Raw genomic sequence first — 25,221 nt, 5'->3', positions numbered from 1 at the left:
CAATGCCTCGCCAATCGTCGTGGCGAGCGAGAGCGCGTTCCGCACTCTCGCTCGCCGTCTCTTCAACACCCTCACCGATCGACTTGGATTCGCCAAGTCCTGGATCGACCAGTTCCTCAGTCCATATTTGCAAAAGTTATCTTGATCATTATGACGCGCAGCAGCGGTGTCTTCGATACGCTCGTCGAGCTTCGTGATTTGTTCGTTTAGCGTATCAATCACCGCGAGATGTGCCTCAAGAACCGCTCGATCGACCTCAGAGAGCGTGAGTTCCGCGAGGAACTCACGCCCGGTCGGGCCGAAGAGTTCGCGGCTGTATTGGTTACCAGTTCGCTTGAGAACTGCTCGGACACGGTTTTTCTCCCGAGTTCGGTCTTCGACGAGTGCCTTGCGTGCGCGAACGAGGTCACGTCGTTCGCGCACATCCTTGGGTGGAACGTAGCTTTCAGCGACGAGGTTTGCACGCAGAAGATGCGCAAGCATCTTCGCGTCAACACGATCGGTTTTGACCTTCGCATCGGCGATCACACGTGTTTTGCTCGGGTTGACGAGCGTAACGTCCATGTGCTCGTCAAGCGTTTCGTAGATCGGGCGGTAGTGCCCAGTTGCTTCGATGGCAACCGCCGACCCGGCATACTCGCGCGCGAACTCTTCGAGTTCGGCGCGCTCGGTGCCATGGGAGAGGCGGAATTCATCGACAAGACTGCCGTCCTGACGCATGACCGCTACCTGTGAGTAGCGGTCATGCGTATCCATTCCAATGTACATGGTTTGATGTCTCCGGGGTCGGGTGAACGATCCGAATAGACACCTATACGGGCTGTTTGCCCAATCCTTCGGATTCTTGCAAGGGACCAGTCAGAGCCTCGTGTTCTAGGACACATGTTGAAAGACGGTCTCCTTCAACCCCTGCGCGTTCGTTCACCGACTAGGGGCTTAAACAGGATTCTCATAAAGTCAGAGCCAGTCGAGCGTCGCCGCCAGACGTCGGCGCCATGCTCGCCGATTCCCCGTCCCCGTCGAACCCCAGTCCCGTCGCGCGACTCGTAGTCGGCGAGCGTCTGTCGGACGTGTTCCTTATCACAGCCGACGGCGGCAGCGAGTTCCCGGGTCGTGGCACTCGGCCGGGTCTCGAGTTCGGTGATGATCTCTCGCTGGAGGTCGGTCGCAACCGAGACAACGCCCTCGACATGGTAGTCGACGAGGTCGGGCGGGACGGCATCGGTCGCGACGAAGGTGATGTTCCACTCCCCAGCCTCGAGATCGCGCCCAAAGCGCCCGACCATCTGGGCGACGTGGGTCGCCCGCACGCTCTCGAGCAACTCGACAGCATGATCGGCGTCGGGCCCAACAAATCCACGACCGTAGGCCCGTCTGTACCCCGTCCCGTCGCAGGCGTGACACCCCTCGCCGCTGCAGTCGCCACACGCGCTGGCTGACCGTTCGGGTGCCGCGTCGAGCCCACACTCGGCAAGCCAGTCGAGGACATAGTCGTCGCCGGGGTCGATACAGCCGTAAACGAGCCCGAGCGCCTCGGCAGCGAACTCGTTGCGACTCTTTTCCTCGCCGTAGTGCAGCGACGCGAGGTCGTCGTCGGGGACACCCGCATCGCGCATGAGTTCGCGGAGCGGTTCCTCGAACGCTAACGGACAGCCAACGGCCCGGAAGTCCTCGCTGTACTCGCACAGCGTCTCGAGGAGGGCCCGGGCGTGGTGCGGGGTGAAGTATCGGCCATTTGTTCCCGCCGGCCGGGTCGCGTCACCGACCTGGACTCCGATCTGGCGGCGCTCGAACCGGCGCCAGTGACGGCGTTCAGTGGGCTCGAGCACTGGATCGACGGTCAGGTCCGGATGCACGTTTCGCTGCCACAGCCACGCCGTGGGGCGGGCGTCGAGCCCGACGACCGCACGCGCCGTCGACATGTCGGGTGCATTGCGGACCCGCCGGATCTGGTTCGTCTCGTCGACGACGACGGTCACATACGTGCGGTTCCAGCCGTCTCCGTCGCGGCTGTCATTGTCGAGCCGGGGTGGCTCATGACGGACGGTCGCACTGGCGCGCCCATTCTGGTCGAACGGACCGCTGTCGGGGCTACCGCTGCGCCCGCCATTCACGATCGCCTTCCAGATCGCGCGCGCCAGCGCCGGCGCGAGTGTGTGGGCTCGTGTATCACCGAAGTACCACTGCCGGGCCGGCTCGTGCTCGAGCGCGTCGAACGTGGCGAACCATCGCTCTGCGAGGTCGGCACTGGGCGTCTCGGCCGGCGCGGCGTGTTCGTTCCAGGGGACGGCCTCACAGGCGGCACACTCGCGGGCGAGCGTCACGAGCTCTTCGTAGGTATCGGGGCCCGCCTGGGAGAGCCCGAGGAACGCGGTTACCGCGCGGGTGACACGCGGCGTGATCGTCTCGGGGCGGGCCTCCTCGAGCCCGAACTCTTCGGTGTAGTCTGGTTGTTCGTCGTGGATGATGTTCGTGTTCGTCCGGAGCGACGGGACGAACGCGAAGGGGTCGGTCGCGATGACGAGGTCGTACCGGGGGACGCCATCGTCGTCGACGAGACCGTCGGACGGCCACTGGACCGTCGCGGCACAGCGGGACTCGCCCTCGCAGCAGGGGCACTGTCGGCCTTGGCGCGCAAGCAGGTCCTCCGCTTCGGCGTGAGCGACGCTGAACGCGATCCCGCGCTCGTCGCACATCGTGTCGAACCATTCGCTGGCCGGCCGCCCCTCGAGCACGATAGGCTCGGGCGCATCGGGATCGTCTTCGTCGACGGTCGCCGGGTCGTACTCGCCGGCGGCGACGGCACACAGTTCGGTTCGGCCACGAAGGACGAGCGGGTCGAGTCCCGCCTGTTCGGCCCGATCGATCGCTTCGGCGCGTGCAGCTGTCGTCTCGCAGAAGAGGACGACCGGCCGCCCACCGGTGACGGTGTCGGCGAGGTCGGTCCACGGTGTTTCCGTTGCGATGCCGGTTTTGTTCGCGCCGGTCGGCGCCTCGACGACCCTGTATCCTTCGTCGGCCATCGTCTCGAGGACGGCGTCGCGGATTCGGTCGGTCACCTCGGCACTCGACGGCCAGTCGACACCGCGGGTCTTGAGATATCGCCGTTGCTCGGCGGGCTCCAGTGCCTCGAGAGCCCCGAGCGGGAGCGCACTCGTTACCTTGCGCTGGGCGGTGCGACGGGCGTAGTCGACGATCGACCCGCGGTAGCTCTCGTCGGGTCGTGTCTGCCACTTCGCCCCGTGTTCGTCGAGGAGCCCACGGAGTGCGTCCTCGTCGTGGTCGACCCAGGGAGCGATCGCGCTGGCGAAAAGCGCGTCCGCTTTCGATCGATCGGCGGGATCCTCGAGCCGCTCAAGCGCCTCGCGAACAGCCGGATCAACACTGGCCGCGCGGTCGAATCGCTCCTTTGGGTCGTCATCGAGCGTCTCGTCGCGGCGGCTGGAGCCATCATTCGGCCTCCTGGAACCAGAGGTGGAGGTCGTGGCCACCGAATCGCGCGGGTCAGCGCACTTCTCGACTGCGGCAGTCTCGCGGCGAATCGCCGGATCTGCGAGCAGGAACTCGCGGAACTCATTTTCAGTCCAGACGACAGGCGGCTGCTCGGTCGCGAGTTCGTAGCGTCCGATTCCGTGATGCACGTCGGCGTCAGCGGGCGTACACTGGTCGCAGTTGCAAACGATCTCGCTACCCGGGCCGACACAGTACTGGTTTTCGACCCGAATCTCGCCGAACGACGCTACTGGGTTCGCGACCGGTCGGCCGAGCACGTCATTGACGACGGCGGTCGGATCACCGTCGACAGCGACGTACAGATGCCCGGGTCGATCGACGGTCGTGTGGGCGCTTGCGACGGCCAGCGTCTCCGCGTGGAGTTTCTCGATCTGGTCGTGGTTCTCCGTGGCTTCCTCGTAATCGTCGACGTCGATAGCGACCAACCAGCGGCCCCCCTCACCGTTGCCACCACACCCGCCCTTCACGCCGTAGTTACCGGCGAGCTCCGGATCGGCGGGCTCGCGGCGGTTGTCCGTGTCGAAGCTCGCTTTCTGGCCGTCGAGCACTTCGATGAACCGTTCGGTTCCGACACCTGCAGTGGCCAGCAGGGCGGCGAATCGGTCGCGCTCGGTGGTGGTATCCTCGACAAGCGTTGGGGTGTAGATGTACAACGGCATCTCACACCCGTCCGGTGTCCAGACGATCCAGTCGTCGCCACCGAGGTGAGGGACGACTTCTCCCCAGCCGTGGGCATCGAAGACAGGGGCGAGCTCCTCGCGGGGAACTGCTTCGGTGTCGGCGGTCCCGCGTTCGAAGCGAGCCTCGAGATAGAGGTCAGCGAACACGGCGCTGTGATCGCGCCGGCCACACGAATCGCACATTACCACGTCCCTCCGTCGGCCGCGAGTCGAACTCGGTCGACATCTGGTAATTTGCGCTCGAGAGCAGCGGTGGATGGACTGACAGTGGACAGTGTGGCAGTTAGTGTGGGCCCTGCGACGTCAATGGGACCTCGCCGAGACCGGTCCTTCTCGAACTGGATTGCGGTCGCGATCCTCATGAGTGCTCGCGCCGTTTGTCAATGCGATCGCCCGCGTCGACGACGCACGAGCAGTATAGACAGCGGTAGTCCCCGGCGCGTATCCGCGGCCTGAGACTCACACTGCCACATTCTGGACAGCGATATCGCCACGGTTCCGTCATTCTAACTCACCCATGAGTTCCTGATAGGAGACGATCCCGACGCCCGAGGCCCACGAGAGGGCTCGCTTGAGCGCTCGCGTCTCGGCCAATTCGATGAGTTGGTCGGCCATGTCGCCGTCGTCGGCGCACGCTGTCGCCCATCCGGAGTACAGCCGGTCGTCCTCGGTCGTGGCCGTCGCATAGGCGACGCATCGGCCGTCGTCGTTCTCCCACGGATACTGATCGATCGTGGCCGAAACTGCGATACCGTACCGTTCGGCGATCATCGCGTAGCCGCGTTTATTGACCGCGGGCTGGCCCTCAATCTCATCGACCATGTGGGCCGGCAGGATACGCAGGGGGTCCGTCTCGAGAGACTCGCCGATCCGATCGATTGCTTCCAGGTCGGATCCGAGCTCCTCGGGCGACGCTATGTCTCCGTCGGTGTCACTCGTCTCTTCTGTGTCTATACCGTTGACCGCCCCGCCATCACTCTCAACGGCAGTGGGGATGTCGCACTCGGCGTCAGGGGTCGGACCGCGTTCAGGCGTGCCGTCGTCCCCATCGTCGGTGTCACTCTCATCTTCGTCGCGGTTTGCCGGGACGATCTCGATCCGTCCAGGTGTGGCGCCGAGGGCAACGAGGTCGTTCTTCCTCGTTTCGGCTTCCATGCGACTGTCGACTTCGCGTTCGTTTCCGCGTTCGGTATCGCGGATAATCCACGTCATTCTTCCGTCACCTCCGTGTCCGGGTTCGGTTTTCGGAAGCCCACGTCCCAGCAGGAGCAACAGGGGAGCGCACCCGGACAACAACAGTCTGCGGGCCGGTTGCGGCCACCGTCGGTGATCGCGTGCCGGTCTCCGCCGGCCGATGGATCGAGATTTTCGTCACCCACGACCGCTTCGACGAACCGCGGACTGCCATTGACGTGTTCCGCGGTGAGAAGTTGGGGGTTGATCTTCTCACGATCCACGGGTACAGGGATCTGTCGCTTTCCTGTGCAGAACGCTGCAGCGGCGACATGCTTGCACGTCTTCCGACCGTCTTCCGTCGGAAGGTTGTATGTGGCATCCGGGCAGTCGCAACGTTCGTCACAGATGTCTACGACGTATTCGCTCCCGCTTTCGGAGACGACGAGATACCGGTCGGCGGTGTCACGAGCGGGACCGACGTGCTCGCAGACGGTCATGTGCTCGGTAAGCGCGCGGACGTCGCGCGCGTCGATACCCCAGTCGGAAGCGACTTTATGATCGCTTACGTAGGTAGTCATGGCTGATCTCCTTCCTGAGACAGCCGGTCCGGGTGTTCCAGCACCCGGGCGTTTCCTGCGATAGTCACGCCCCAAAGGGACCCCTGTCCCACTCCGTTACTATTACCTGTAACGGTATAAAGATACGTATACGGATGATTTCGAGACTTTCGACATTACATGAGTCATCAATGTCTTCACCGTTACCGGTGAATTTAACGGTCTCCCAGTACAATTACCAGTAATGGGACCAAACGCGTCGGTAATGCCCGACGACGACCCGAAGCACGACGAAAAAGGGCGTTTCCGCTCGAAGTACGCCCGAGAGGACTTTTTCGATGCACTAGAAGCTGAAGACGGACTTGCCGGCACTCAGGATGTTGCCGATCACGTCGGATGCTCCTACGAACTCGCGTATAAACGACTTCGGGAACTCAAAGACGAGGGCGACGTCGAAAGCCAAAAAATCGCGAACGCCCGTCTCTGGATGCTCCCCAACGAGAACAGCGATGCGTAACGTCCCGATCTGCAGAGGCAAACAGTCCGGACGCCGCTACGAGGCCCGCATGCTCTCTCATCCCATCACGATCAGCGCAATCGACGCTGAGATCGTCGAGACTGACACCGACGGCGAGCTACCGTTGTCCGGATCCCCGCCGAGCTCTACTACCGGAGGATGCACTCGACGAGGGCAGCGATGGCTGACTATCACGACAGCAACAACGTCAACCCGGAGGATTCCGTTTCGAGGGCCTTACCCAGTTTTAGAACAACGAATGGCACTATGTCCCCACACAGAACCAGATCCGCGGAATCATTCCAACGGTTCCGCTCTCGGACTGACTCCGGCACGGGACGGCCTGCATCTCGGCGAGGCGAACGCCAATTTCCGCAATAGTGTCGCGTAGCGCGATAGCCGCACGTCAGCAGTGATCAGTCGCCCGTGGATTGCGAACCGAGAGCGTGCCAGACCCGTAGCGAGACGAACACGAACACACCGACCGCAATCAGCGGAAGCTCCGGGTGCGTGTGAGGTTGCAGGTACACCTCGAGGAGCCGCACCCAGGGTGCAACGCTATCGCCGGAGTATTGTGGCCCGGGAAGGAACGGCCAGAAGAGAAAGCTCAGGCCGGAATGGTTGCCCGCGAGCAGGGGCCCGATGCTGTCGCCGACGAGATGCGACAGGTATCCAATGGCAAACGCCGCCGGGGTGACGGCGCTGAGTTGCGCTATCCAGGGGTGGACAGGGTCTCGGCGCTGGATTTTGCGGGCACCCCAGCTAACGAGGCCAATGAGAAGGACGGCAACGACGATCGAATGGCCCGCGGACCGGCCGCTCGAGAGCACGCCGTAATACGCCAGCGGCTTGTCAATCACGTCGGGAAGTTGGCTGCCGATCGCCAGCGGGAGCAGCGGCCAGCGGGCCGGGAGGTGGCGGCGCGTGAGAGCCGCGTACGCGATGAAGCAGAGATATGCGAACGCGAGATGGCCGAGAGGGAACACGCCGTGTGGTAAGTCGTCGACGTTGATAAATTCGATCGGTTCAGAACGCAAAGCGAATGGATTACGTAACTGGTACTGGTCTCTCCACGCCTTCGGAAATCGATATCTCGAGGCCGAGTTGAACGTGAGTGGACTCAAGTACCCAGCCGAGTAACTGAGAGTCCTGAAGACGAGTCGGTCAGCGACGTCCAGAAAGCCCCTGGGCCGCTCGAGGGCTGCGACTCGCTGCGCGCTTCCTTCACTGCGTTCAGTCCAGTGCTTACGTCGTCTCGCACCTCGAGCGACCCAGCCCCTTTCAGTCCCACCCCGCCGTGGTTCCCGTGTAGCCACTGGCAACGGTGGAAATCAGGTGGATGCTCTCGCGGGGAGGACTGGACGTTCTACTGGCTCTCCAGTCACAAAAGCCAGAAAGGCTTTGTGTTCTATTTGATTACCTGATGGCGGTGGTGCAGAACAGTTCTCATAGCGTGATCGTTGAGCTAGCGACATCGTTTCCTCGATGGTGGTTAGTGAGCGCAACGGCAACCCGGAGGCAAAGAGTAAGGAAGACGTGCGATTTGACTCTGACTCGGCCTCGGACCCGTGGGGATCCGAGGCCGAGATCCTTGCAGACGCCGATCGCCGTTTCAACACGCGATCGCTGTGAATACGTTTCGTCGAGCTGACGCTGCCGAAGACGGACTGTCTCGCTATACTCTTTGATTCGGTCTTCAACCCGGTATTCGATATCTAGCGGATCGTCAGTATTCCGTGGATTGTACGGTGCAACCGGCACGACCGCCTGCGCCAGCAGGTGGTCGTGCCAGTTCAGCATGTCAAACTCGGAGTCACCAACCATCCACCGTGGGGTTTCAACGGCGAGCGCGTCACGCGTGACGCGCATCGCCGTCTCCTGGTCAACCTTCTTTCCGGACGTGAACGCTGCTGCAATCGGAATGTTGTTTGCTGCGGTCACTACACAGCATCCATAGCCGTAATAGAAGTCATCGTCAGTGTGATCGTAGTTCCACTGAGCGTCTTCATCACGCTGACTAACCGGAATATCAGTACCATCGATTCGGAAGAGCTTGCCGAGCGGGACTTGCTCGGCAAGATCGTGGACTAACTCGATAAACACCTCTTCTGCAACGACTGCGAAGTCAGTGATGAACCGATCGAGCGTCCACCGAGACGGTGGTCGGTCGAATCCACATTGGCGCCAGACATCTTCGTTCCGTAGCTCTCGCTCCATTGGCCGAAGTCCGTAGATATCGCGGTAGAAGCAATGGAGGACACCTTTCAGTAATTCTGGGGGGGTCGTGTACACGTGTTCGCCCCCTCGAATCGGGGGCGAACACGGGGTAGTCTGTGAGAAACGAGAGATCAAGCGGCTTAAGAAGTGCTGTTGTCTCTGTCTCCAGAGCTTTGAAAAGCTGTGCGACCGTATCGTTACCCGGTAGGACGGCTTTGCTGCTGGACACATCAAACTCGTCCTACCACTTCCTTGTGAAGGCTTCTGCACCACCGCCTACCTGATATCTATGCAAGCAGTCGTCCTCGCGGCGGGGGAAGGGACGCGGCTTCGACCGCTGACGGAAGACAAACCCAAGGGAATGGTCGAAATTACTGGCCAACCCATTCTGACGCACTGTTTCGATCAACTCGTCGATCTCGGTGCGGACGAACTCGTCGTCGTCGTCGGCTACCTCAAAGAGAAGATCATCGATCACTACGGCGACGAGTATCGCGGTGTGCCGATCACGTACACCCACCAGCGGGAACAGCAGGGGCTCGCCCACGCGTTGCTCACCGTCGAAGACCACATCGACGACGATTTCATGCTGATCCTCGGCGATAACGTCTTTCAGGCGAACCTCGAGGACGTCGTCCGCCGACAGCGAGAAGAACGCGCCGATGCGGCCTTTCTCGTCGAGGAAGTGCCCTGGGAGGAAGCGTCGCGTTACGGCGTCTGCGATACGAACAAGTACGGCGAGATCACCGACGTCGTCGAGAAACCCGACGATCCCCCCTCTAATTTGGTGATGACCGGCTTCTACACGTTCACGCCGGCGATCTTTCACGCGTGTCATCTCGTGCAACCCTCCGATCGCGGCGAGTACGAGATCAGCGAGGCGATCGACCTGTTGATTCAGAGTGGGCGGACTATCGATGCAATTGGATTAGAGGGATGGCGGATCGACGTCGGATACCCCGAGGACCGTGACGAGGCCGAACGGCGGTTGCAAGACGCTGACGCGACGATCGAAGCACCATCCGATTAACCCTGCTGTAGGTGCTTTTGTTCTCCTGTGGCCTACCACGTACTATCGATCGCTCGCTGATAGCACTGTTCGGCCTGCTCGGCGACGGTATCCCAGTCGAACTGCTGTACCCGGCTTGTCGGATTGGTCGAGGGCCGTTTGCCGTCTAAGACGCACTCGAGCGCCGCGGCAACGTCTTCGACGGTCGGCGATGGAAGGAACCCGGCGTCCCCGATCACTTCCGAAGCGGCCGACTCTGGATGGTCCGCGGCGATGACCGTACAGTCCGCTGCCATCGCTTCAGCGAACGTGATGCCGAACCCCTCCCGTGTCGAAGGCGAGGCGAAGACGTCCGCCGCGCGCATGTGTGCGAGGACGTCGTCGTACTCCTCGAGAAATCCGAGCATCGTCACGCGGTTGGCGTGGTCTAGATTTGTGGCTTGTCGCTCGAGAGCATCGTACTCTGGGCCGTCGCCGATGATTCCCAGTGTGGCGTTTGGGTATGCGTTGGCGACACGATCGAACGCCTCGAGCAAGAGATCGACGTTCTTGTTCTCGATGAGTCGGCCGGCGTACAGGACGGTGAACCCATCGTCGACGGGCCGAGTCGTTTCGATCTGGTCGATATCGATTCCGTTCGGCACGACTTCGATTTTCTCCCGTTCCGGCCCGATCTTCGTGAGCCGATCGGCCGTGACGCTCGAGACGGCGATCGGATAGTGCGGCGTTTTGGCGGTGAGGCGTTCGACGGCTTTACCGAACGGCGCGAGTCGTCCGAGATACTCGTCCCAGTGCTCGAGCCAGACCTCGTGCCAGGTCGTGATCAGTGGGGTGTTTGTTCCGAGAGTGGTGAGTCTCGAGGCGAGGACGGGGAAATAGGGAAAGAGGGACGCGACGACGACGTCGTGGTTGTCGATATTCTTCCGGAGGTGTGGCAGTAACCGGGCAGAGAAGTCGATTGCTTCAGTTATTGACCGGCGATCGTCGGCGTAGAGCTCTTCGGCGGGTGCGACACCGTAGAGTGTGGTGCCTTCGTACCCCATTACCTGCGGGCCGTCCCAGAACTGCCGGCCGTAGACGGTTACGTCATGTCCGTCGGCGGCAAGGCGGGTCCCGATCTCGTGGATTCGTTTTTCAGCACCGCCGGTTATGTACGGATAAACCACGTTGCTGACATAGCAGATATTCATCTACCGATACTCGTATGTTCGTTGGACGACGCTTGAACACTCCGCTTCGTGTAACTGTGAGAGGAGGGTTGCGTGATCTCCTCTCAGTCGTCGATCGGGACGGGGAATTTCCGGTCGTACTGCGGAAGCGTGGTCACTCGCCGGAGGTCATTTAGGAAGGTACGCGCATCGTAGTCACGGAGTCGGATATACAGACCTGAACCATCGTCGACCTCCTGCTGGTCAACAGCGTAATTGTCGTAGCCCATCGCGTCGAGTTCGGATTGGAGATGCCGCACGCCCAGTTCGGCAAACCCGTGCGTCGCGAAAGACACACGAGGCGCTCCCCGTTCACGGATCGAGCAGTTCCCGTCTCCCCAATACCAGTGGAGGAGTGCCGTGTAATCGAGTCTGAAGTCATCCGGGACTCGTTTGCGGTTATGTTCGTCGCGGACCTCGTACCACGAGTCGTACAGTCGATCGAGATACGGTTGTGGTCGAGAGCTGACGGTCCAGCACGTGTAGTCCTCCTCTGTGAACTGATTCGGACGCGTGACCGAATTCGGTTGAGAGTCCGGGAAGAGTCCCGCCGAAAGTTTCGAGGCGAGGCGATCCGCGTGGGCTTTCGTCGTGGTCGACAGTTGGAAGAAACACGACTCGGCGTGCCGACGGCGGTGGAGGCAGCCGTCGCCAAGGAGTTCACCTTTGATCACCGAGGTCTGGAAGGGCCGCCAGTCGACACCGGTCGTTCGCGGATTTCGTTGGGGACAGTCGATTTCGGCGTTTTCGAGGTGGTGCCGGACCGCCCTGACTGAGGTCTCGTAACGACCAGCGATCGTTTGGATAGAACAGTCGTCCTCCACGTACTGTTCGCGTAGTTCCGAAGTGAGGTCTGCCAACTGCCGATGGGTCGGGCCGCCGTTTCGCATCTCGACACCGCGGTCCCGAAGACGGCTGTGAATCGTCGGCGGTGTCACATCGAAGGCGTCGGCGATCTCTCGGAGCGATTGCCCGGATTCGTAGCGTTCGGCGAGTTCATCGACCCGCTCGTCGAGCCACTCGTAGCGCTCGCTCATTGGGTCCCTCGATCAAACACACGGCAGTCGTGATTCAGAATGCGTTTCGGGAGGCCGACTGCGCCACAGACTAAACACTCTGCTAGCGGTGGTCCCACACAATTGTCTGGCTGTTCGACAGGCTCTTGCCGCTCGTCTTTGAAGTTAGTCATGCTTCGTCATGGTGGCGAAGCACGGGTGTCGGTGTTCCAGCACCGGCCACACTTCTGAGGCGACCCGCACTTCTCAACGAGTATTGGGCCGACACGAACTTAATAGTTACTTTGTAACTTCTAAAAGAACATCGTTGCCGTTCGTGTACCCGTCCCGAATTGGTAAATATCTCCGCCGGGTACCTCCGAGCAAGATGGTCAACGAGGAGTTCGAGCCGGACGAACGACAAAAAGCGATCCTCGACGTACTCAAAGAGGGTCAAGCGGAGGGGAACCCGTGGGGGTATGCGAACCCGAAACGGCTGGAGCAGCGGCTCGACATCCGACGGCAGTATATCAACCGAGCATTACAGGGACTCGTCGATGCGGGGTGGATCGAGAAGGTCAATCGCGGGCTGTATCGATTCGTGGTTGACCCGCGAGACGCGTAAGACATTCAATTCCAAGGCGGAACTGCCAATTCGATTACCGTTCTCTCCACTCACGTAACACCTTTATCAGTTCACGTGTTGTATCAACTCGATGAGTGAGGATCCAAGAAATATTATTCTCCTCTCCGCCGACGCGCTCCGTGCGGACCACCTCTCCTCGTACGGCTACCATCGAGACACGTCGCCGGTGCTCGACGAGTTGGCGCAGGAGTCGATCCGGTTCGAGAACGCTTACAGCGCAAGTTCGCATACCCGAGAGGCAGTTCCCGCGCTTCTAACCGGCGAATATCCAGATACAGCGATCGGGCCTGACTACCAGCTCGCAACCGATACGATTGCGTCGGCGCTCTCCGAACACGGATTCGCAACCGGAGGCTTTCACTCAAACCCGTTCGTCTCTCGAGCGTACAGTTTCGACCAGGGGTTCGATGAGTTCGACGATGACCTTCATTTTGGGAAACACAAATTGATCGCGCTGGCCCAGCGTGCGCTGGACAAACTGCGCAATCGCCACTACGCTCGTGCCGACGAGATCAACGAGCGATCGCTCGACTGGATCGATTCGCTGGACGACGAGCAGCCGTTCTTCCTCTGGAATCACTATATGGACACCCACGGCCCGTACGAACCGCCTGGCGAGTACGAAACCCTGTATCACGACGAAGGGTTGTCCGGGCGGGACGCACAGTCGCTCTACCGGCGCGCAATCAAGCATCCCGACTCGATCTCTGACGATGAACAGGAGCTGTTGATCGATCTCTACGACGCCGAAATCCGGTACAACGACGAGAAACTCGGTGCGTTCTTCGATGCCCTTCGCGATCGTGAGTTGTTCGAACAATCACTGATCATCGTTACTGCTGACCATGGCGATGCATTCGGCGAACACGGCTACTACGAACATCCGCGGTATCTGCATGACGAGATCACCAAGGTACCCCTGCTCGTTCGACCGCCCGGCGGGGCCGACGAGGTCGTCGAGACACCCACAAGCACGCTGGACGTAGCTGCAACGATTTCAGCAGCAATCGGGGCTGACGCAGATGATGAGGGTCAATCGCTGCTGGGTCTTGACAACGAGGACCGCACCGTCTTCATGCAGGCCCGTGGTGAAAAGGACGACAGCCACCTTCGCCGGTATGCCTCGCGAACGCGTTCGGGAGCCTGTTTCTGTGAACGCGATCGGGAGACCGGCGGGATCGAGTTTGGTGAGTGTTCGTCCCGATCGCTCCGGGACGAACTGGAAGCCCACGTCGAGGAACGGGTCCGACGGGAGAACAGCGAGGACGTCGCGGAGTCGGATGACGTTGAGCAAGAGGTTGAGCGACGGTTGGACGCACTCGGATACAAATAACCAATGAAAATCGGGATCAACGCTCGAACGTTCACAGTTGATAAACCAGGCGGAGCGGTTCAAACCTCGATCAAACACACTCAAAAACTTATTGATAGATCGGACACTGAGATTGTCCTATTCGGACACAGTTCCCTCAAAGGGTTGTATCCCGATACGACCGTCGATAGTTCGCTTTGTGTCTCAGATTCACAGGTATACGGGTTAGTCTGGGAGCGAGTTGCATTACCACAATTGGTAAAAAAGCACGAACTGGACGTGCTGTACTGTCCGAACGGCAACGCACCTGCGACTCGGATTGCCTGTCCCATTGTGATGTGTATCCACGATGTAAATGCCCAGAAAGGGTTGTCTAGTGGGATACATCAGTTCTACCGTCGGCTGGCTGTCCCCCACGGGGCAAAGATCGCAGACACCATCGTCACGGTATCGGAATTTTCGAAAGAAGAGATGTTAACCCACTTAGAGATCGATCCAGCGAAGATTGCGGTCGTCTACAACGGTATCGATCGACTATTTCTTTCGGCTGGGGAAGGTGATCCGGTTGACCTTCCAGAGAAGTACCTGCTCTTCGTTGGATCGATGAATCCGCGAAAGAATATCCGGCGGGTGATCCACGCCTTCGAAGTCGCCAAGAAGGACGATTTGATCCCACATAAACTGGTAATCATCGGGCCGGATAACAAGTCCATTTTTAAAGAGGTCAGCGTTGACAACACCGAGGACGTGCGTGTACTCGGCTTTGTCACGGAGGAGCAATTGAAATACGCATATGTTCACGCTGATGCCTTCGTCTACCCCTCACTGTACGAAGGATTTGGCCTCCCGCCACTCGAAGCGATGTCTTGCGGTACGCCTGTAATCGGATCTGACCAAAGTGCACTTCCCGAAGTACTGGGTGACGCCGCAATACTGGTAGAGCCAACGGAAACAGCGGAAATATCCGCCGCGATCACTGAGCTAGTTACCGACGAGGAGTACCGGACAGAACTCATCGAGAAGGGACGGGAACACGCGCAAACGTATACTTGGGAGAAATCTAGCAGGACGCTGTACGACGTATTATCAAAGGCGTCGGAGCACCGGAGTTGAATATGACCGGGAAGACTGTTATACAATGAAAGTCCTCGTCATCACACGGGAGTTCCCGCCGCACGTCTTAGGCGGTATTTCGTACCACCTCGCCTATTTGTATTCTGAAATTTGTGAACTTGGTCACGATGTGACTGTCATCTCAGGCGTAGCTAAAGAGAGCGAAGAGTCCGCAATGGACCTCGTACACGACGACATTGAAGTTCGGACCATCCCCTACGGAAGTGTACAGGGGAACCATCTGAAGTTCCCGCTCGTGCTCAAAACAAAAATCAGCGACGAATTCATCAAACAGTACGACATCGCGTATGTTCACACCCCGCTCCCCTACGGATTACCCATTCCCACCGTGGGAAAATACCACGATTGCCCGCGCGAGGAACGCCAATTCTTCGTGGATGATCTTGCGGGAATTCGAAAAGTAGCCGACTGGGTCATTGATCCGACACGCCGGTGGGTCGAAAAACGATCACTCAGGGCCGTTGATCATGCAATCTTCAACAGCGACCTTTGTCGAAAGAGCTGGGAGAAACACTACGGCTTCAACACTCCCTCCACAACAATATATAACGGCGTTGATACCGACATCTTCTATCCACGGAAAGTCAACACAGACGAGGAGTACGTGCTGTTCGTTGGTGATTCCGAGCGGAAGGGCTTATCCTCGGTATTATCATATGCCGAACACTCGTCGAAAACTGTCTTCGTCGCAGGAAACCTCAGCACTGAGTTACCTGAGAACGTCCGTTGTTTGGGCCGCGTAAACCAAGACAGATTGGCTGAACTCTACAGCGGGGCTCTCGCCACGATCCACCCAGCACAATTTGAGGCATTTGGGAACATCGTTCTCGAGTCGCTCGCCTGTGGAACTCCTGTCGTGACCACTAATCGGTGTGGTGCAAGTGAATTGATCGATGCGGATTGTGGATACGTCGGTGATTCGATTAGTCAAGGGGTTATGCATTGTAAACAGGTCGACAACAACTCTTGCACCATGGTAGCAAATGGATTTACTTGGGAACAAGTCGCTGAACGAAGTTTAAATATAGACTGTCTTAATTAGCAGGCTGAAAATAAAAGCTCTGTATTAGCAATTCATACATTTGAATTTCAATATTTACCGGTAGCCGAGATCCTTGAGTTGCTCCTCAACAGAGTCGTCCAGCTTGATTTCTTTCGATGAACCTTTTTCATTTTGAATTGTATTAATTTTCTTAAGGGCTTTATCTTTTGTAGTCTGTGGATTTCCATACTTACGATACGGGCTTGCAAAACATCGTATCGCCATCGGTATTTCGGACGGATTTGTCTTCCAGTACTTCCGATTCCATCCGCGAGACTTCTTTAGCCCGATAAGTGGAGTAAGGAGTTTTCCTTTGCTTGTAAAGACATGTCCCCCCTCACCATCCCAAATCCCATTCGAATGATAGATCGTTCGGTCCTTGCGAAGTATCGGTCTTGAGTACATGGCATCATTGTACCGTGGACCAGGGGATTTTTCAAAAATATTAATCCCATCGAAAGATTGATTTGATAACTGAACATCAAGTAAGTCAGATATGGTCGGCATGAGGTCAATATGGCCAATTGTGTCCACATTGTTATTCCTTTCTATTTTCGGGTGAATAAACACAGTAGGGACATAAACAAGTTCAGGGACCGGGGGAGAAGAATGTGAGACAAGTCCGTACTCACCGAGAAGTTCACCATGATCGCTTAAGAAAATAATTAGTGTATCCTCACGCAACCCTCTATCCTCCAATAATCTAAGACGTTCTTCAAATCGAACCACAGACTGCTTTATCATCGAATTGTAATGGTCAGAAATCACTGGTTTTGTGTGATCCATGTCAGAAAGCATCTCTTCATAACTGTAATCAGCATATGGGGCATGGCCTCCCTGATCACGTTCTAAGTACACAAAAGGCGGTTCAATGGTATCGAGTGTATTTTTGCTCTGCTGATCTAAAACCACATTCAGACCGCCATCCTCCCCAGCAGCTGGATTATAAAATCCCGAATTTAGATTCGGCAGATCAAACAGAGTTGGTTCTGTTAGTTGATCAGTCCACGACGAAACACCGTGACGAGGTGGATTAAGACCCGTAACTATCGAGGAAACAGAGCGCATAGTCGCACAGCCTGCTGAAACAGTTTTGAACGTGACACCTTTATTGCTGATTGATTCCGGCAATGCAGACCAACGAAGCGCATCAGAGATGAAAATATACACATTTGAAATATCAATACCGTTACTGAACTCGGTCATACTGGTTTTATTATTCAGTAAGTATTTATTAGTTACTATTTCATATTTGACAGTGTTGGGCTCTGGCGTATCATCAGACAAGAACGAGTTAGTCCGTTAGAATTAGATAGATGAAACGGCAAGGCTCAAATTATTCATGTCCAAAATTTCAGTCCCAGGGTCGTCTGGAGTCGCTTTTTCTATTCTGGCAGAGTAACTCGTCTACTAACATGTAATACTGGATGAAGCGGGTGAATCCGGATTCCGAGTGGGTTAACCGTAGGTCGTCCATCGTTGTATGACGTCAGCTCGGCTGGTTTAGTCTGTGTGGCACCGCTATTGAGGTCAAGATCCTTGTGTCGGCTATTTCCCTTCCACGTTGTTGAGGGTATCTTACAGTTTCCCAACGGAGTTTTCGTCAAAACCGCACATAATTATATATAAAAATTAATAAATACTATATACCTAATATAAAATTCATAACATGTTATGGTTCAGATATTTCAGCGAAGTTCTAATATATCCATCCTCTCTGGGGTTGTTCTTCACTGCTCTTGGTTGGTATCAGTATCTATATAGAGATATTGCGTTATTTGAGTAAATTGCATTCCGGTCTGATTTCAGCCGTTTTTCCCCATCAGGGAATTCGCCATACAAGCCCCCTGATATCCACATTTCCGAATATGTATCCATCCATACAACCGTCGGAACAGAGCAGGACTCTACATAACAAGAGCCCTTTAATTCGACATCACGTTGGTACCGCGGTTCGATAAAATACATTCTCCTATCCGATGCTATTGGCTCTAATTCATACTGGTTCGTAAACTCAGCAGTTGCATACTGGCTATCGCTGTGGTAAACCGGTCTTCCCACTCCAGTATACGATTCTGAGTTGATCTCATCAGAGAATACAGCAGGGGCGAGGTAAAGAGACTGAGAAATTACAAATATAATGAGGCAGGCAGCAAAAACATGTTTGGCTGCAAATGTGAGACGTTGTCGAAGCGTTACAATTGCCGGTGGGGTAAAAAGCATAGCGAGTGCCCAAAACCGGTTGAAATTTACACTGGGGACGGCGAATGAAAAGGCTAATGAACCAGCTGCACCGAAACCGAACAGTCGTATCTCATCGTCCCAGACATCGGCGTCCAGTTTTGCGACAGCAATCCCTCCGGTAAACAGGAATATAATACCAAGTAGAATAAAAAACGCAACACGGGTACTGAACGCAATCCAATCTGGAAAGAATCGAGAAAAGAATAGAATTTCAATTTGTGCAGGGTGTGTGGACGAAAATCCTGGAGGGGATGGTACGGTTTCGGTCTCGAAGTCGGTTGCAAGAAGGATAATCAAGTCAGTTACCTGATTAAGCATAAACGGTTTCTCTTGAATTGTCCAGACAGCAACCACAACCACTCCTGAGAGTATAGGAGTTATCAATGCCGTTGTAAGTTTACGCCCAGGTGAAAGAGCAAGTCCGAACAGCGCGAGAACGGCCACGACAGCCGTGTATGAGTGTGTTAGTGCAAGAGTGAATAAGATTATCACAAAAAGTAGTCCGAAACGCCGTTGATTATGGTTCCTATATATATTTCGTGTAATAAAAAACAATAGAATCACTAACGGCATAGCGAACATCTGCGCTGTTGGTAACACTGCAAAAAAAATATAGAATGTTGGGATGACACCAATAAGGCTCACAATTCCCCATCGAAATCTGCTAACAAGGAATACTAGGAGTGGAAGTAGCGGGATTAAAAACAGTGGTAGGATCGCTGTAGCAAACTCGGGCTCAAGATTTACCACAGCCACCCATATTGATACAAGCGAATAGAATGCAGGATAAATTAGACCACGGACACCGCCACGAGTTCCCGCCCAGTCTCGTAAAATCGACCCATTCTCTTGGACCCATTGAACATGGAATAGCGTTGCATGTGGGTCATACGCAATCAGTTTATGTGGCGATTGGGCTAATATTGCTGCCAGAATACTGGCCGAAAGTCCGACACTTAGTACGACTACCACACGGGCGTCAGCAGTGTAGTATTGGCATAACCCAATACAGACGATAGCTGTAGCGATTAGCATATATCCAATTGGGAGTTGAGCAGACGAAAGTCGGACCCGGGCAGCAAGAACAATGCCCGCACAACTTAGAAAACATGTGAAAGCGAGTAATTTAGTTATATGTGATTGAGTTACTCCAGCCATTAGCAAGGAGTTTATCGCTGTTGACTTAAAAATATCGAACCTTTGAAATACTCCTTCTCCACTATCTCTGGTCTTGGTTCAGTATATTCTTCTGAATAGATGGTTTATATTATTTTCATAAATCCGAAATTAGATTCTAGAGTATTATATAATGCTTTGCTGAATAACTGCTGAATGATGGTTAGAGAGGCTCACAGAGCTCTTCTATGTTGATGATGGCGAACATGGGGACGATTTCACGGAACTGTCGATACCAGCCCAGCGCTCGCACGGCATGAGTGGTCTGCATAAGTTTTGAACAAGCACCAAAGCTCGCCCAGGATCTTCTCTTTTCGGACGTGGTTTGCTCTCTCACTCAAGGGGTTCAGCTGTTGCGCTGATCACTCTCGCCGAGCGAGCGCTTCGCCGTCGAGTACGAAGTTTCGGCTATCCAGCGCTGAGCGTAGCCTTTTGTCCGGGTAAGCGCGTTGTTCCCTATCGTGAGTGGCCTTGATCCACGCTGTAAGATCAGTGGTTCGACACCGAGGGCGTAGAACTCGTATTTGGTGTGCCAGTTGTGGAAGGCTTTGTCAGCAGCGACGGAAAGCAGGTCGTCCGCGTTCCGGCGGACGACCTGCGGCCCTGTCTTCGTATCGTGTTTCCACCGGGCTGAGATATGGACGTCAAGAACTGCAAGAGACTCTATATCGGTTAGTGTCGTCACTTTCAGCGTCTCCACGCTATTTCCAGATCGCTGACGGTAGTACGATGAAGCAGCGCGTCGGTCGAAGAACGTACTGTCGAGAACCACGTGTCCAGACTGTGGGTGTTGCTGCGCTGAAACGCGCAGCAACGCCCGCCACACCCACATTTTCAGCCGATCGAACGACTTGTAGATCGTGCTGTGATCCGGCAACTCGTCCTGATCTATAGGGATCAGCAAACAAATCCATACACTTCGGACGGATTGAGCTTCTGCAGAGCTGTTTTCAGATATTTTTTAATATCTATCTCAGATAGAAAAGTCGGTTTGCCCGTCTTTTCCTGAGTTGTTCCTAGCACTGCTCCAGTGGATTCAATTCAGGAGAGTGTGGCGGAAGGTAAATCAGAAGCAGGCCGTCAGCCTCGGCCTGCTTCTTGAGGTCCTTTGCGATGAAGTACGGTGCGTTGTCGAGAATGACTGCCAGCTTCTCGCCAAACTCGTACTGAAGTGCCCGGAGAAAATACTTCGAGAGTTCTGCGGTAAAGCGATTCGGAGTGAGACAGACTAAGCGGTCACCGTCGTCGGTGACCGCGCCAAGCATATTCACTCGCTTTCTACTCCCGCAAACTGGAACCGTTGGACGTGAATTGACTGGGAACCATCTAGGCTTCTGGACAGTAGGAACTGCTTCGCTGTGTTGATCAATTACGACAATTCGGTAGCCTGCGTCCTTCAGTTCTGGCCACTTTCTTTTTCAATTCCTCACGGAACCGTCGTTGCTCCTCGGCATCTGCCTTGTAGTGGCGTGGCCGGGCTGTCTGCCTGGACAGCCCGGCACGCTTGAGCACTCTGTACATGTGCGCGAGCGAGTACTCTACGCCGAACGTCTCGATGATGTAGTGGTGAACAAGTTCAGGTGTCTATGCTGGAGCGTCGTATCCTGCTTCTGACGGCGGTGCGTTCAGGACCGCCGTCAGGAGCTCCCACTGATCTGGAGTAAGCTTGGCTGCGTTTGAACCACGAGGGGCGTCGCCGAGCGCGGCCAGATCGCGCTCGGCGACTACATCAAGCCAGTCGTAGACAGTCTGGGCAGGAAATCCGAGGACTCGCTCGATTTCATACGGAGACATGTCTTCGGTATACAGTAATGCAGCAGTGAGGCGCTTGATCGCCTTCGGATTTGTTTCCCGGCGCAGTTGCTGGCGCAACTGCTCTGGATTAACTCCCACTAACTTGTCTCCTTGACCGGTCATACTCTCTAATACGTGCTCTGTGAATATGAATCAGACTGCTAATCCTTATATGCCAAGTACGTCACGAACCTCAGACATGTACTTCAGCCGGTTCGGCGTTTCACGGTAGCTATGGCCCTCTTCGAGCCGAAAGCAGTGCAAAACGACGTGTACCCAGCAGACGGGCTCGCCTGGGTGTCTCCCCAACATCCTGATTAACGTCTCAGCATTATTTAACGAAATTGAGAATATCGGTTTCTATAGCGAGTTCGATTTTCTTTATTTTGTCTCTACACCTGTTACAACAGCGGATTTAATCGCTATTCAATACAGCAGATGAGTGATTAACGAAATCTTTACTTGACAGTATAGCCATTTTTGTTTTGCTATGACCAACATTGTTCTCATTACGATCGAGTCGCTTCGGCGAGATTACTTTGATAAAGAGCGCTTCCCCGAATGTTGGGAAGCATTTGAGACAGACTTCGCTCAGTTCACCGATGCCTATTCTAATGGTGTAGCAACTCCTCTCTCTTTTCCGAGTATTCATACGGGGTATCCGGTGACAGGGGATGGTACACTCCCGAAAGAATCGCCAACCGTTGCTGAATCATTTACTGGCCACAGCTGGGCGATAAGCAATAACCCACACCTACGGGAAGAACGAGGATATAGTCGTGGATTTGATGTTTTTACTGACCAATTATCCGACGGTGATGATAACCAAATCTTACATAAAATGAAAAATATAGGTAAAAACATATACCGAAAATATAAGATAGATAGTGGCACACCCGATTCAGGGGTCACAGCCAAAGATATTCTAACAAAACTCAATTCAGCTTTGAATACCAATAATGGTCTTTTTTGGGTTCATCTTAGTGATTCTCATTACTCATTTACACCGTGGAAGGTTGCTGACAAAGATTTAGATGTCTCATATCGTCCCGATGAAATCAGAAAAATGAATGATCGCTTCCTTGATGAGTCTCCGAAAAAGGGAGATATTGATTTTTTAACTGGAATGTATAGTGAATTAATAAGATACATCGACCGGCAGTTGGTAGACTTTTTCGAACAACTTAAACAATCCAACAAGTATGAAGAATCGATGATTGTTATTATGTCAGACCATGGTGAAGGATTTGGTGATAAAGGGATATTTAAATATTCCGAAGGCGTTTTTTCTCATCAGTGGGATGCTGATCCTATTGATTCACTCATCAGTGTTCCATTATTAGTCAAATATCCAAATATGGAATACAGCGGTGAGAAGTTTGCACATCCAGTTCAGAATGGTGACCTTCTGGCAAGTCTAACTGATTGGTTTAGTTGGAATGTAGATGTGCCAGATTTCACACAGCCATTTACTGACCCTAAGTCACGAACTATTTTGTCAAAATCAAATGGATCACTCCGAGTGACTACAGAAACAGGTTATGTAATTCAGAATAGAGGAGACACTAAAGTAGTTGGAGATGTTGGAGATGACGCGTTTGAATTACTCAACAATACTACTCTCCCATCGGTAGAAACCTTGTCAGGAGATATTCCTGGTTTGGATGAAAGAGAACAAGAGCAATTGGAGGACCGATTAGAATACCTCGGTTATAAATAGATTTGATATTACCTCTGGGACCATCTGGTCTAGTTCACGACGTCAGGTTAGAATCGGTATTGAGGGTTTCATAGCTGTACTTCCGAGGTTTAACGGCCCAGTTCACGCTGAGCGACTAGATTCTACAGGCTAAGCCGATTGAGAGAGATGAAATTGCAGAAATCAGTGGATATGGAACAGTTGTTTGAGATTAGTTCAGAGATGTGGTTGCGCCCACGCATGTACTATTGAGGAGTACCACAGAATTTGGTGGGTAAGCAGGCCCAAGAGAGCGCTTCCGCTCGCGGCAGGCGCTCTCATCGGGGAGAAGCTACCACGGAGAGTAGCCTAGCTGGGCGTCTCTGAGTGCCTCAATGCGCTAAACTAGAACGGGTGGTATCACCACTTAAAAAACAATTTGTTTCTCTTGGATCGAGTAATCTTTGAGCCATCGCATCCGATTAAGTCCACCACGCTGTCTGGTCATAAACTCGAGATTGACTAAAAATAGATTTGCATTCTTTTTCACTTCATTCATTTCAATATTAAGTTCTGAGGCGTACATTTCAAACATCTCAGATAAGAACTCAGTATACCAATTTTCGACATATAATGCATTTTCAATTCGTTTTTTAAGTGTATCTCCGATTGAACACTCAACAATCAGATGATAGAGATCAACGATTGGAAAACCTTCCCGGGTGAAATCCTCCCAGTCGATAACACGTGGACAATGATCATCTTGGATCAATATGTTGGAAGTGACAAAATCTCTGTGCATAGGTCCTCTAAGAGTGTCTAACATCCTTTTATTTATATGACAAAATCCGTTTGGAGGGACAGATTCCGGTGAAGTTATTTTATTTTCGTTGTGAAATATACTGGCCCAGTCAAATGCGGTTCGAACAAGCTCTTTGACTCTTTTCTTTTTTCGGAAAGATCGAATGTATTCAACACCAGGGGTCCCAGGTAGGGAGCTTTGAACAGACACGAGTAGTCCATCATGAATGAAAAGTTCTACAGGCTCCGGGGTTGTTCCATAGATCGGTGACTCCTCCGTCAAGTTGTAAACAGTTCGAATACTCTCATGTAGATGTCGGGTTTTGTCATTATATTCTGGCAAATGCCCATAATTAATAACGTGGGTTGGAGATCTATCTTTGAAGACTATACCGGTTACTAAGTTATCTATTTGACCACTGCAAATAACAATTTTTGCTTCGCGTCCAATATTGAGTTTATCCCGTAGTCGATGTACAACGTCAGTCATTTTCTATTATATGCAAGTCGTAGGGGAGTAAGTACTTTAGCATCCCCAAAATTGTCAGAAAATAAGAAAGTCTGACAAGAACCTGTTGTTTCCAGGTGAGGTCCATTCGAATGAGTTGTTCGTAAACAAGCTTATCATCACCCGCAGGTATAATAAGCGATGGAGATAGAAGAGAAGGGAGTAGATAATACAATTGCATTTGTTTTTCAAAATTGTCATTATTATCTGACAAGAGATCATGTTTTACCTTGCGGTGAATCCGTAAATATTGACTACTACTGTCGCTATTATGCAACGAATGGAGGATTTGCATTATTGACCGGGTTCGGGGTATTGCATAACGATCTGCATTGGTTACAATAGAACGTATTTTATCATACAATTGCATGTACTGGTCATCTGCCGACAGCAGCACGCGAGCTATATCATCTGCAACAATAACTGTCTGAAATTCTTCTTCATAAATATCAGATATGTTTTCCAGTCTAAGGATTTCAACTGAGTCAGCAAGAATGTTATTGGATTTGATTTCCTCGGCCAGGTCTGAATTCGAAGTGACAAAAATTACTTTTGCTCCTCTTTGTGCTGCAACAATCGCGCCATCAGCACTAGAGTTCGATAAGAACAAAACACGTTGATTCTGCAGTGGAATTAAGCTAAGCCAATCAATTCCAGATAATTCTTTTTCGGCAGAGCCATCAGGTAATGAATTCCACACATCTGGGTTATTCCCTAATGTCACCTTATTATTCGTCTAAACGACTCTCAGTACTAAACATTGTCGATATATGGCACTGTCTAGATGAGAGTTTGAGGAACGAGCAGGTGGTGGCGAGAAGTGTCCAATGCAACTCGCCAACCTGCTCAGAGAGACCTTAGACGTGGATTGTGATGAGGTTTGGGAGAACGAGCGCACCCCGACACCCGTCAGGGTGTTCGCGGTGCGTCTGCATTCGATGGGATTGTCGGTTCGGGAGGTCGTTGCAGTCCTCGAATTACTCGGCGTTGACCGTTCTCACGGCGCAATTTGGA

19 protein-coding genes and 8 pseudogenes are annotated in these 25,221 nt (G+C 54.0%); 9 read left to right on the top strand and 18 right to left on the bottom strand.

Going from position 1 to position 25,221, the window contains the following annotated elements; translation table 11 throughout:
* Window positions 1-145: pseudogene (locus EA473_RS21185) on the top strand (IS630 family transposase); the annotation flags it as partial.
* Window positions 146-171: 26 nt separating this feature from the next.
* Here the strand turns inward: EA473_RS21185 and EA473_RS22935 are convergent.
* The 4 genes and pseudogenes from EA473_RS22935 to EA473_RS21165 form a co-directional block, all read right to left on the bottom strand.
* Window positions 172-768 (bottom strand): annotated as a pseudogene (locus EA473_RS22935) (IS110 family transposase); the annotation flags it as partial.
* Window positions 769-902: 134 nt separating this feature from the next.
* Window positions 903-4,376, bottom strand: a complete 3,474-nt coding sequence (locus EA473_RS21175; protein ID WP_124197604.1) for a hypothetical protein — start codon at window positions 4,374-4,376, stop codon at window positions 903-905.
* 318 nt (window positions 4,377-4,694) lie between these two features.
* On the bottom strand, window positions 4,695-5,405 hold the full coding sequence (locus EA473_RS21170; RefSeq protein WP_124197603.1) for a hypothetical protein: 711 nt from the start codon (window positions 5,403-5,405) through the stop codon (window positions 4,695-4,697).
* On the bottom strand, window positions 5,402-5,947 hold the full coding sequence (locus tag EA473_RS21165; protein WP_124197602.1) for a hypothetical protein: 546 nt from the start codon (window positions 5,945-5,947) through the stop codon (window positions 5,402-5,404). Before EA473_RS21165 ends, EA473_RS21170 begins: the two co-directional genes overlap by 4 nt.
* Window positions 5,948-6,191: 244 nt before the next feature.
* Here EA473_RS21165 and EA473_RS21160 point away from each other — a divergent pair, with 244 nt between their 5' ends.
* Window positions 6,192-6,443, top strand: a complete 252-nt coding sequence (locus tag EA473_RS21160; protein WP_124197601.1) for a transcriptional regulator — start codon at window positions 6,192-6,194, stop codon at window positions 6,441-6,443.
* A 416-nt stretch (window positions 6,444-6,859) separates the two neighbouring features.
* On the opposite strand, the gene EA473_RS21155 is transcribed toward EA473_RS21160, so the two are convergent.
* Both EA473_RS21155 and EA473_RS21150 read right to left on the bottom strand, forming a co-directional pair.
* Window positions 6,860-7,480, bottom strand: a complete 621-nt coding sequence (locus EA473_RS21155) for a metal-dependent hydrolase (RefSeq protein WP_243645333.1) — start codon at window positions 7,478-7,480, stop codon at window positions 6,860-6,862.
* 409 nt (window positions 7,481-7,889) lie between these two features.
* A pseudogene (locus EA473_RS21150) lies at window positions 7,890-8,889 on the bottom strand (transposase).
* Between the two features lie 60 nt (window positions 8,890-8,949).
* Here EA473_RS21150 and aglF point away from each other — a divergent pair.
* A complete protein-coding gene (gene aglF / locus EA473_RS21145) occupies window positions 8,950-9,690 on the top strand; it encodes a UTP--glucose-1-phosphate uridylyltransferase AglF (RefSeq protein ID WP_124197600.1) in 741 nt (246 codons plus the stop codon).
* Between the two features lie 32 nt (window positions 9,691-9,722).
* On the opposite strand, the gene EA473_RS21140 is transcribed toward aglF, so the two are convergent.
* Window positions 9,723-10,859, bottom strand: a complete 1,137-nt coding sequence (locus EA473_RS21140) for a glycosyltransferase family 4 protein (protein ID WP_124197599.1) — start codon at window positions 10,857-10,859, stop codon at window positions 9,723-9,725.
* 83 nt (window positions 10,860-10,942) lie between these two features.
* A complete protein-coding gene (locus EA473_RS21135; protein ID WP_124197598.1) occupies window positions 10,943-11,914 on the bottom strand; it encodes an endonuclease I in 972 nt (323 codons plus the stop codon).
* Window positions 11,915-12,260: 346 nt separating this feature from the next.
* On the opposite strand from EA473_RS21135, the gene EA473_RS21130 reads away from it, so the two are divergent.
* From EA473_RS21130 to EA473_RS21115, 4 genes are all read left to right on the top strand, one after another.
* Complete coding sequence (locus EA473_RS21130) at window positions 12,261-12,497, top strand: MarR family transcriptional regulator (RefSeq protein WP_124197597.1); 237 nt, start codon at window positions 12,261-12,263, stop codon at window positions 12,495-12,497.
* 91 nt (window positions 12,498-12,588) lie between these two features.
* A complete protein-coding gene (locus EA473_RS21125; protein WP_124197596.1) occupies window positions 12,589-13,851 on the top strand; it encodes a sulfatase in 1,263 nt (420 codons plus the stop codon).
* Between the two features lie 3 nt (window positions 13,852-13,854).
* The gene (locus EA473_RS21120; protein ID WP_124197595.1) at window positions 13,855-14,943 is read left to right on the top strand and encodes a glycosyltransferase family 4 protein; all 1,089 of its coding nucleotides are present in this window, start codon (window positions 13,855-13,857) and stop codon (window positions 14,941-14,943) included.
* Between the two features lie 25 nt (window positions 14,944-14,968).
* Window positions 14,969-16,006, top strand: coding sequence for a glycosyltransferase family 4 protein (locus EA473_RS21115; RefSeq protein WP_124197594.1), 1,038 nt, complete (start codon window positions 14,969-14,971; stop codon window positions 16,004-16,006).
* Window positions 16,007-16,060: 54 nt separating this feature from the next.
* Here the strand turns inward: EA473_RS21115 and EA473_RS21110 are convergent, their stop codons facing one another.
* The 8 genes and pseudogenes from EA473_RS21110 to EA473_RS22930 form a co-directional block, all read right to left on the bottom strand.
* Window positions 16,061-17,212, bottom strand: a complete 1,152-nt coding sequence (locus EA473_RS21110) for a sulfatase-like hydrolase/transferase (RefSeq protein WP_124197593.1) — start codon at window positions 17,210-17,212, stop codon at window positions 16,061-16,063.
* Between the two features lie 543 nt (window positions 17,213-17,755).
* Complete coding sequence (locus tag EA473_RS21105) at window positions 17,756-19,222, bottom strand: hypothetical protein (RefSeq protein WP_124197592.1); 1,467 nt, start codon at window positions 19,220-19,222, stop codon at window positions 17,756-17,758.
* Window positions 19,223-19,589: 367 nt separating this feature from the next.
* Window positions 19,590-19,682, bottom strand: a pseudogene (locus EA473_RS21100) (IS5/IS1182 family transposase); the annotation flags it as partial.
* 111 nt (window positions 19,683-19,793) lie between these two features.
* A pseudogene (locus EA473_RS21095) lies at window positions 19,794-20,315 on the bottom strand (transposase); the annotation flags it as partial.
* 127 nt (window positions 20,316-20,442) lie between these two features.
* The gene (locus EA473_RS21090) at window positions 20,443-20,796 is read right to left on the bottom strand and encodes a transposase (RefSeq protein WP_243645334.1); all 354 of its coding nucleotides are present in this window, start codon (window positions 20,794-20,796) and stop codon (window positions 20,443-20,445) included.
* A pseudogene (locus EA473_RS23305) lies at window positions 20,792-20,995 on the bottom strand (helix-turn-helix domain-containing protein); the annotation flags it as partial. The pseudogene EA473_RS23305 and the gene EA473_RS21090, both read right to left, overlap by 5 nt.
* Window positions 20,996-21,010: 15 nt before the next feature.
* Complete coding sequence (locus EA473_RS22610; protein ID WP_207890228.1) at window positions 21,011-21,343, bottom strand: helix-turn-helix domain-containing protein; 333 nt, start codon at window positions 21,341-21,343, stop codon at window positions 21,011-21,013.
* Window positions 21,344-21,391: 48 nt separating this feature from the next.
* A pseudogene (locus EA473_RS22930) lies at window positions 21,392-21,584 on the bottom strand (IS5/IS1182 family transposase); the annotation flags it as partial.
* A gap of 126 nt (window positions 21,585-21,710) precedes the next feature.
* Here EA473_RS22930 and EA473_RS21075 point away from each other — a divergent pair.
* Window positions 21,711-22,940 carry a sulfatase-like hydrolase/transferase gene (locus EA473_RS21075; RefSeq protein ID WP_124197590.1) on the top strand — a complete coding sequence of 410 codons (1,230 nt, stop codon included), beginning with the start codon at window positions 21,711-21,713 and terminating at the stop codon, window positions 22,938-22,940.
* A gap of 385 nt (window positions 22,941-23,325) precedes the next feature.
* Here EA473_RS21075 and EA473_RS21070 read toward each other — a convergent pair whose 3' ends face one another.
* Window positions 23,326-24,189: a hypothetical protein gene (locus EA473_RS21070; RefSeq protein WP_124197589.1), complete on the bottom strand. Its 864-nt coding sequence runs from the start codon at window positions 24,187-24,189 to the stop codon at window positions 23,326-23,328.
* Window positions 24,182-24,931, bottom strand: a complete 750-nt coding sequence (locus EA473_RS21065; RefSeq protein ID WP_124197588.1) for a hypothetical protein — start codon at window positions 24,929-24,931, stop codon at window positions 24,182-24,184. The genes EA473_RS21070 and EA473_RS21065 overlap by 8 nt, the downstream gene beginning before the upstream one ends.
* Window positions 24,932-25,034: 103 nt before the next feature.
* On the opposite strand from EA473_RS21065, the pseudogene EA473_RS21060 reads away from it, so the two are divergent.
* Window positions 25,035-25,221: pseudogene (locus EA473_RS21060) on the top strand (IS6 family transposase); the annotation flags it as partial.

Origin of the sequence: Natrarchaeobius chitinivorans, from assembly GCF_003841505.1 — an archaeon.
Lineage (GTDB): Archaea > Halobacteriota > Halobacteria > Halobacteriales > Natrialbaceae > Natrarchaeobius > Natrarchaeobius chitinivorans.
This window is presented reverse-complemented; position numbering and strand designations above follow the sequence as displayed.

What these genes read in the sequence shown, in the direction of transcription:
- EA473_RS21160 (WP_124197601.1), top strand. Translation starts at nt 6,192, where the DNA reads ATGCCCGACGACGACCCGAAGCACGACGAAAAAGGGCGTTTCCGCTCG.
- EA473_RS21175 (WP_124197604.1), bottom strand. Translation starts at nt 4,376, where the DNA reads ATGTGCGATTCGTGTGGCCGGCGCGATCACAGCGCCGTGTTCGCTGAC.
- EA473_RS21120 (WP_124197595.1), top strand. Translation starts at nt 13,855, where the DNA reads ATGAAAATCGGGATCAACGCTCGAACGTTCACAGTTGATAAACCAGGC.
- EA473_RS21130 (WP_124197597.1), top strand. Translation starts at nt 12,261, where the DNA reads ATGGTCAACGAGGAGTTCGAGCCGGACGAACGACAAAAAGCGATCCTC.
- EA473_RS21070 (WP_124197589.1), bottom strand. Translation starts at nt 24,189, where the DNA reads ATGACTGACGTTGTACATCGACTACGGGATAAACTCAATATTGGACGC.
- EA473_RS21125 (WP_124197596.1), top strand. Translation starts at nt 12,589, where the DNA reads ATGAGTGAGGATCCAAGAAATATTATTCTCCTCTCCGCCGACGCGCTC.
- EA473_RS21170 (WP_124197603.1), bottom strand. Translation starts at nt 5,405, where the DNA reads ATGACGTGGATTATCCGCGATACCGAACGCGGAAACGAACGCGAAGTC.
- EA473_RS21110 (WP_124197593.1), bottom strand. Translation starts at nt 17,212, where the DNA reads ATGACCGAGTTCAGTAACGGTATTGATATTTCAAATGTGTATATTTTC.
- aglF (WP_124197600.1), top strand. Translation starts at nt 8,950, where the DNA reads ATGCAAGCAGTCGTCCTCGCGGCGGGGGAAGGGACGCGGCTTCGACCG.
- EA473_RS21140 (WP_124197599.1), bottom strand. Translation starts at nt 10,859, where the DNA reads ATGAATATCTGCTATGTCAGCAACGTGGTTTATCCGTACATAACCGGC.
- EA473_RS21165 (WP_124197602.1), bottom strand. Translation starts at nt 5,947, where the DNA reads ATGACTACCTACGTAAGCGATCATAAAGTCGCTTCCGACTGGGGTATC.
- EA473_RS21075 (WP_124197590.1), top strand. Translation starts at nt 21,711, where the DNA reads ATGACCAACATTGTTCTCATTACGATCGAGTCGCTTCGGCGAGATTAC.
- EA473_RS21135 (WP_124197598.1), bottom strand. Translation starts at nt 11,914, where the DNA reads ATGAGCGAGCGCTACGAGTGGCTCGACGAGCGGGTCGATGAACTCGCC.
- EA473_RS22610 (WP_207890228.1), bottom strand. Translation starts at nt 21,343, where the DNA reads ATGACCGGTCAAGGAGACAAGTTAGTGGGAGTTAATCCAGAGCAGTTG.
- EA473_RS21115 (WP_124197594.1), top strand. Translation starts at nt 14,969, where the DNA reads ATGAAAGTCCTCGTCATCACACGGGAGTTCCCGCCGCACGTCTTAGGC.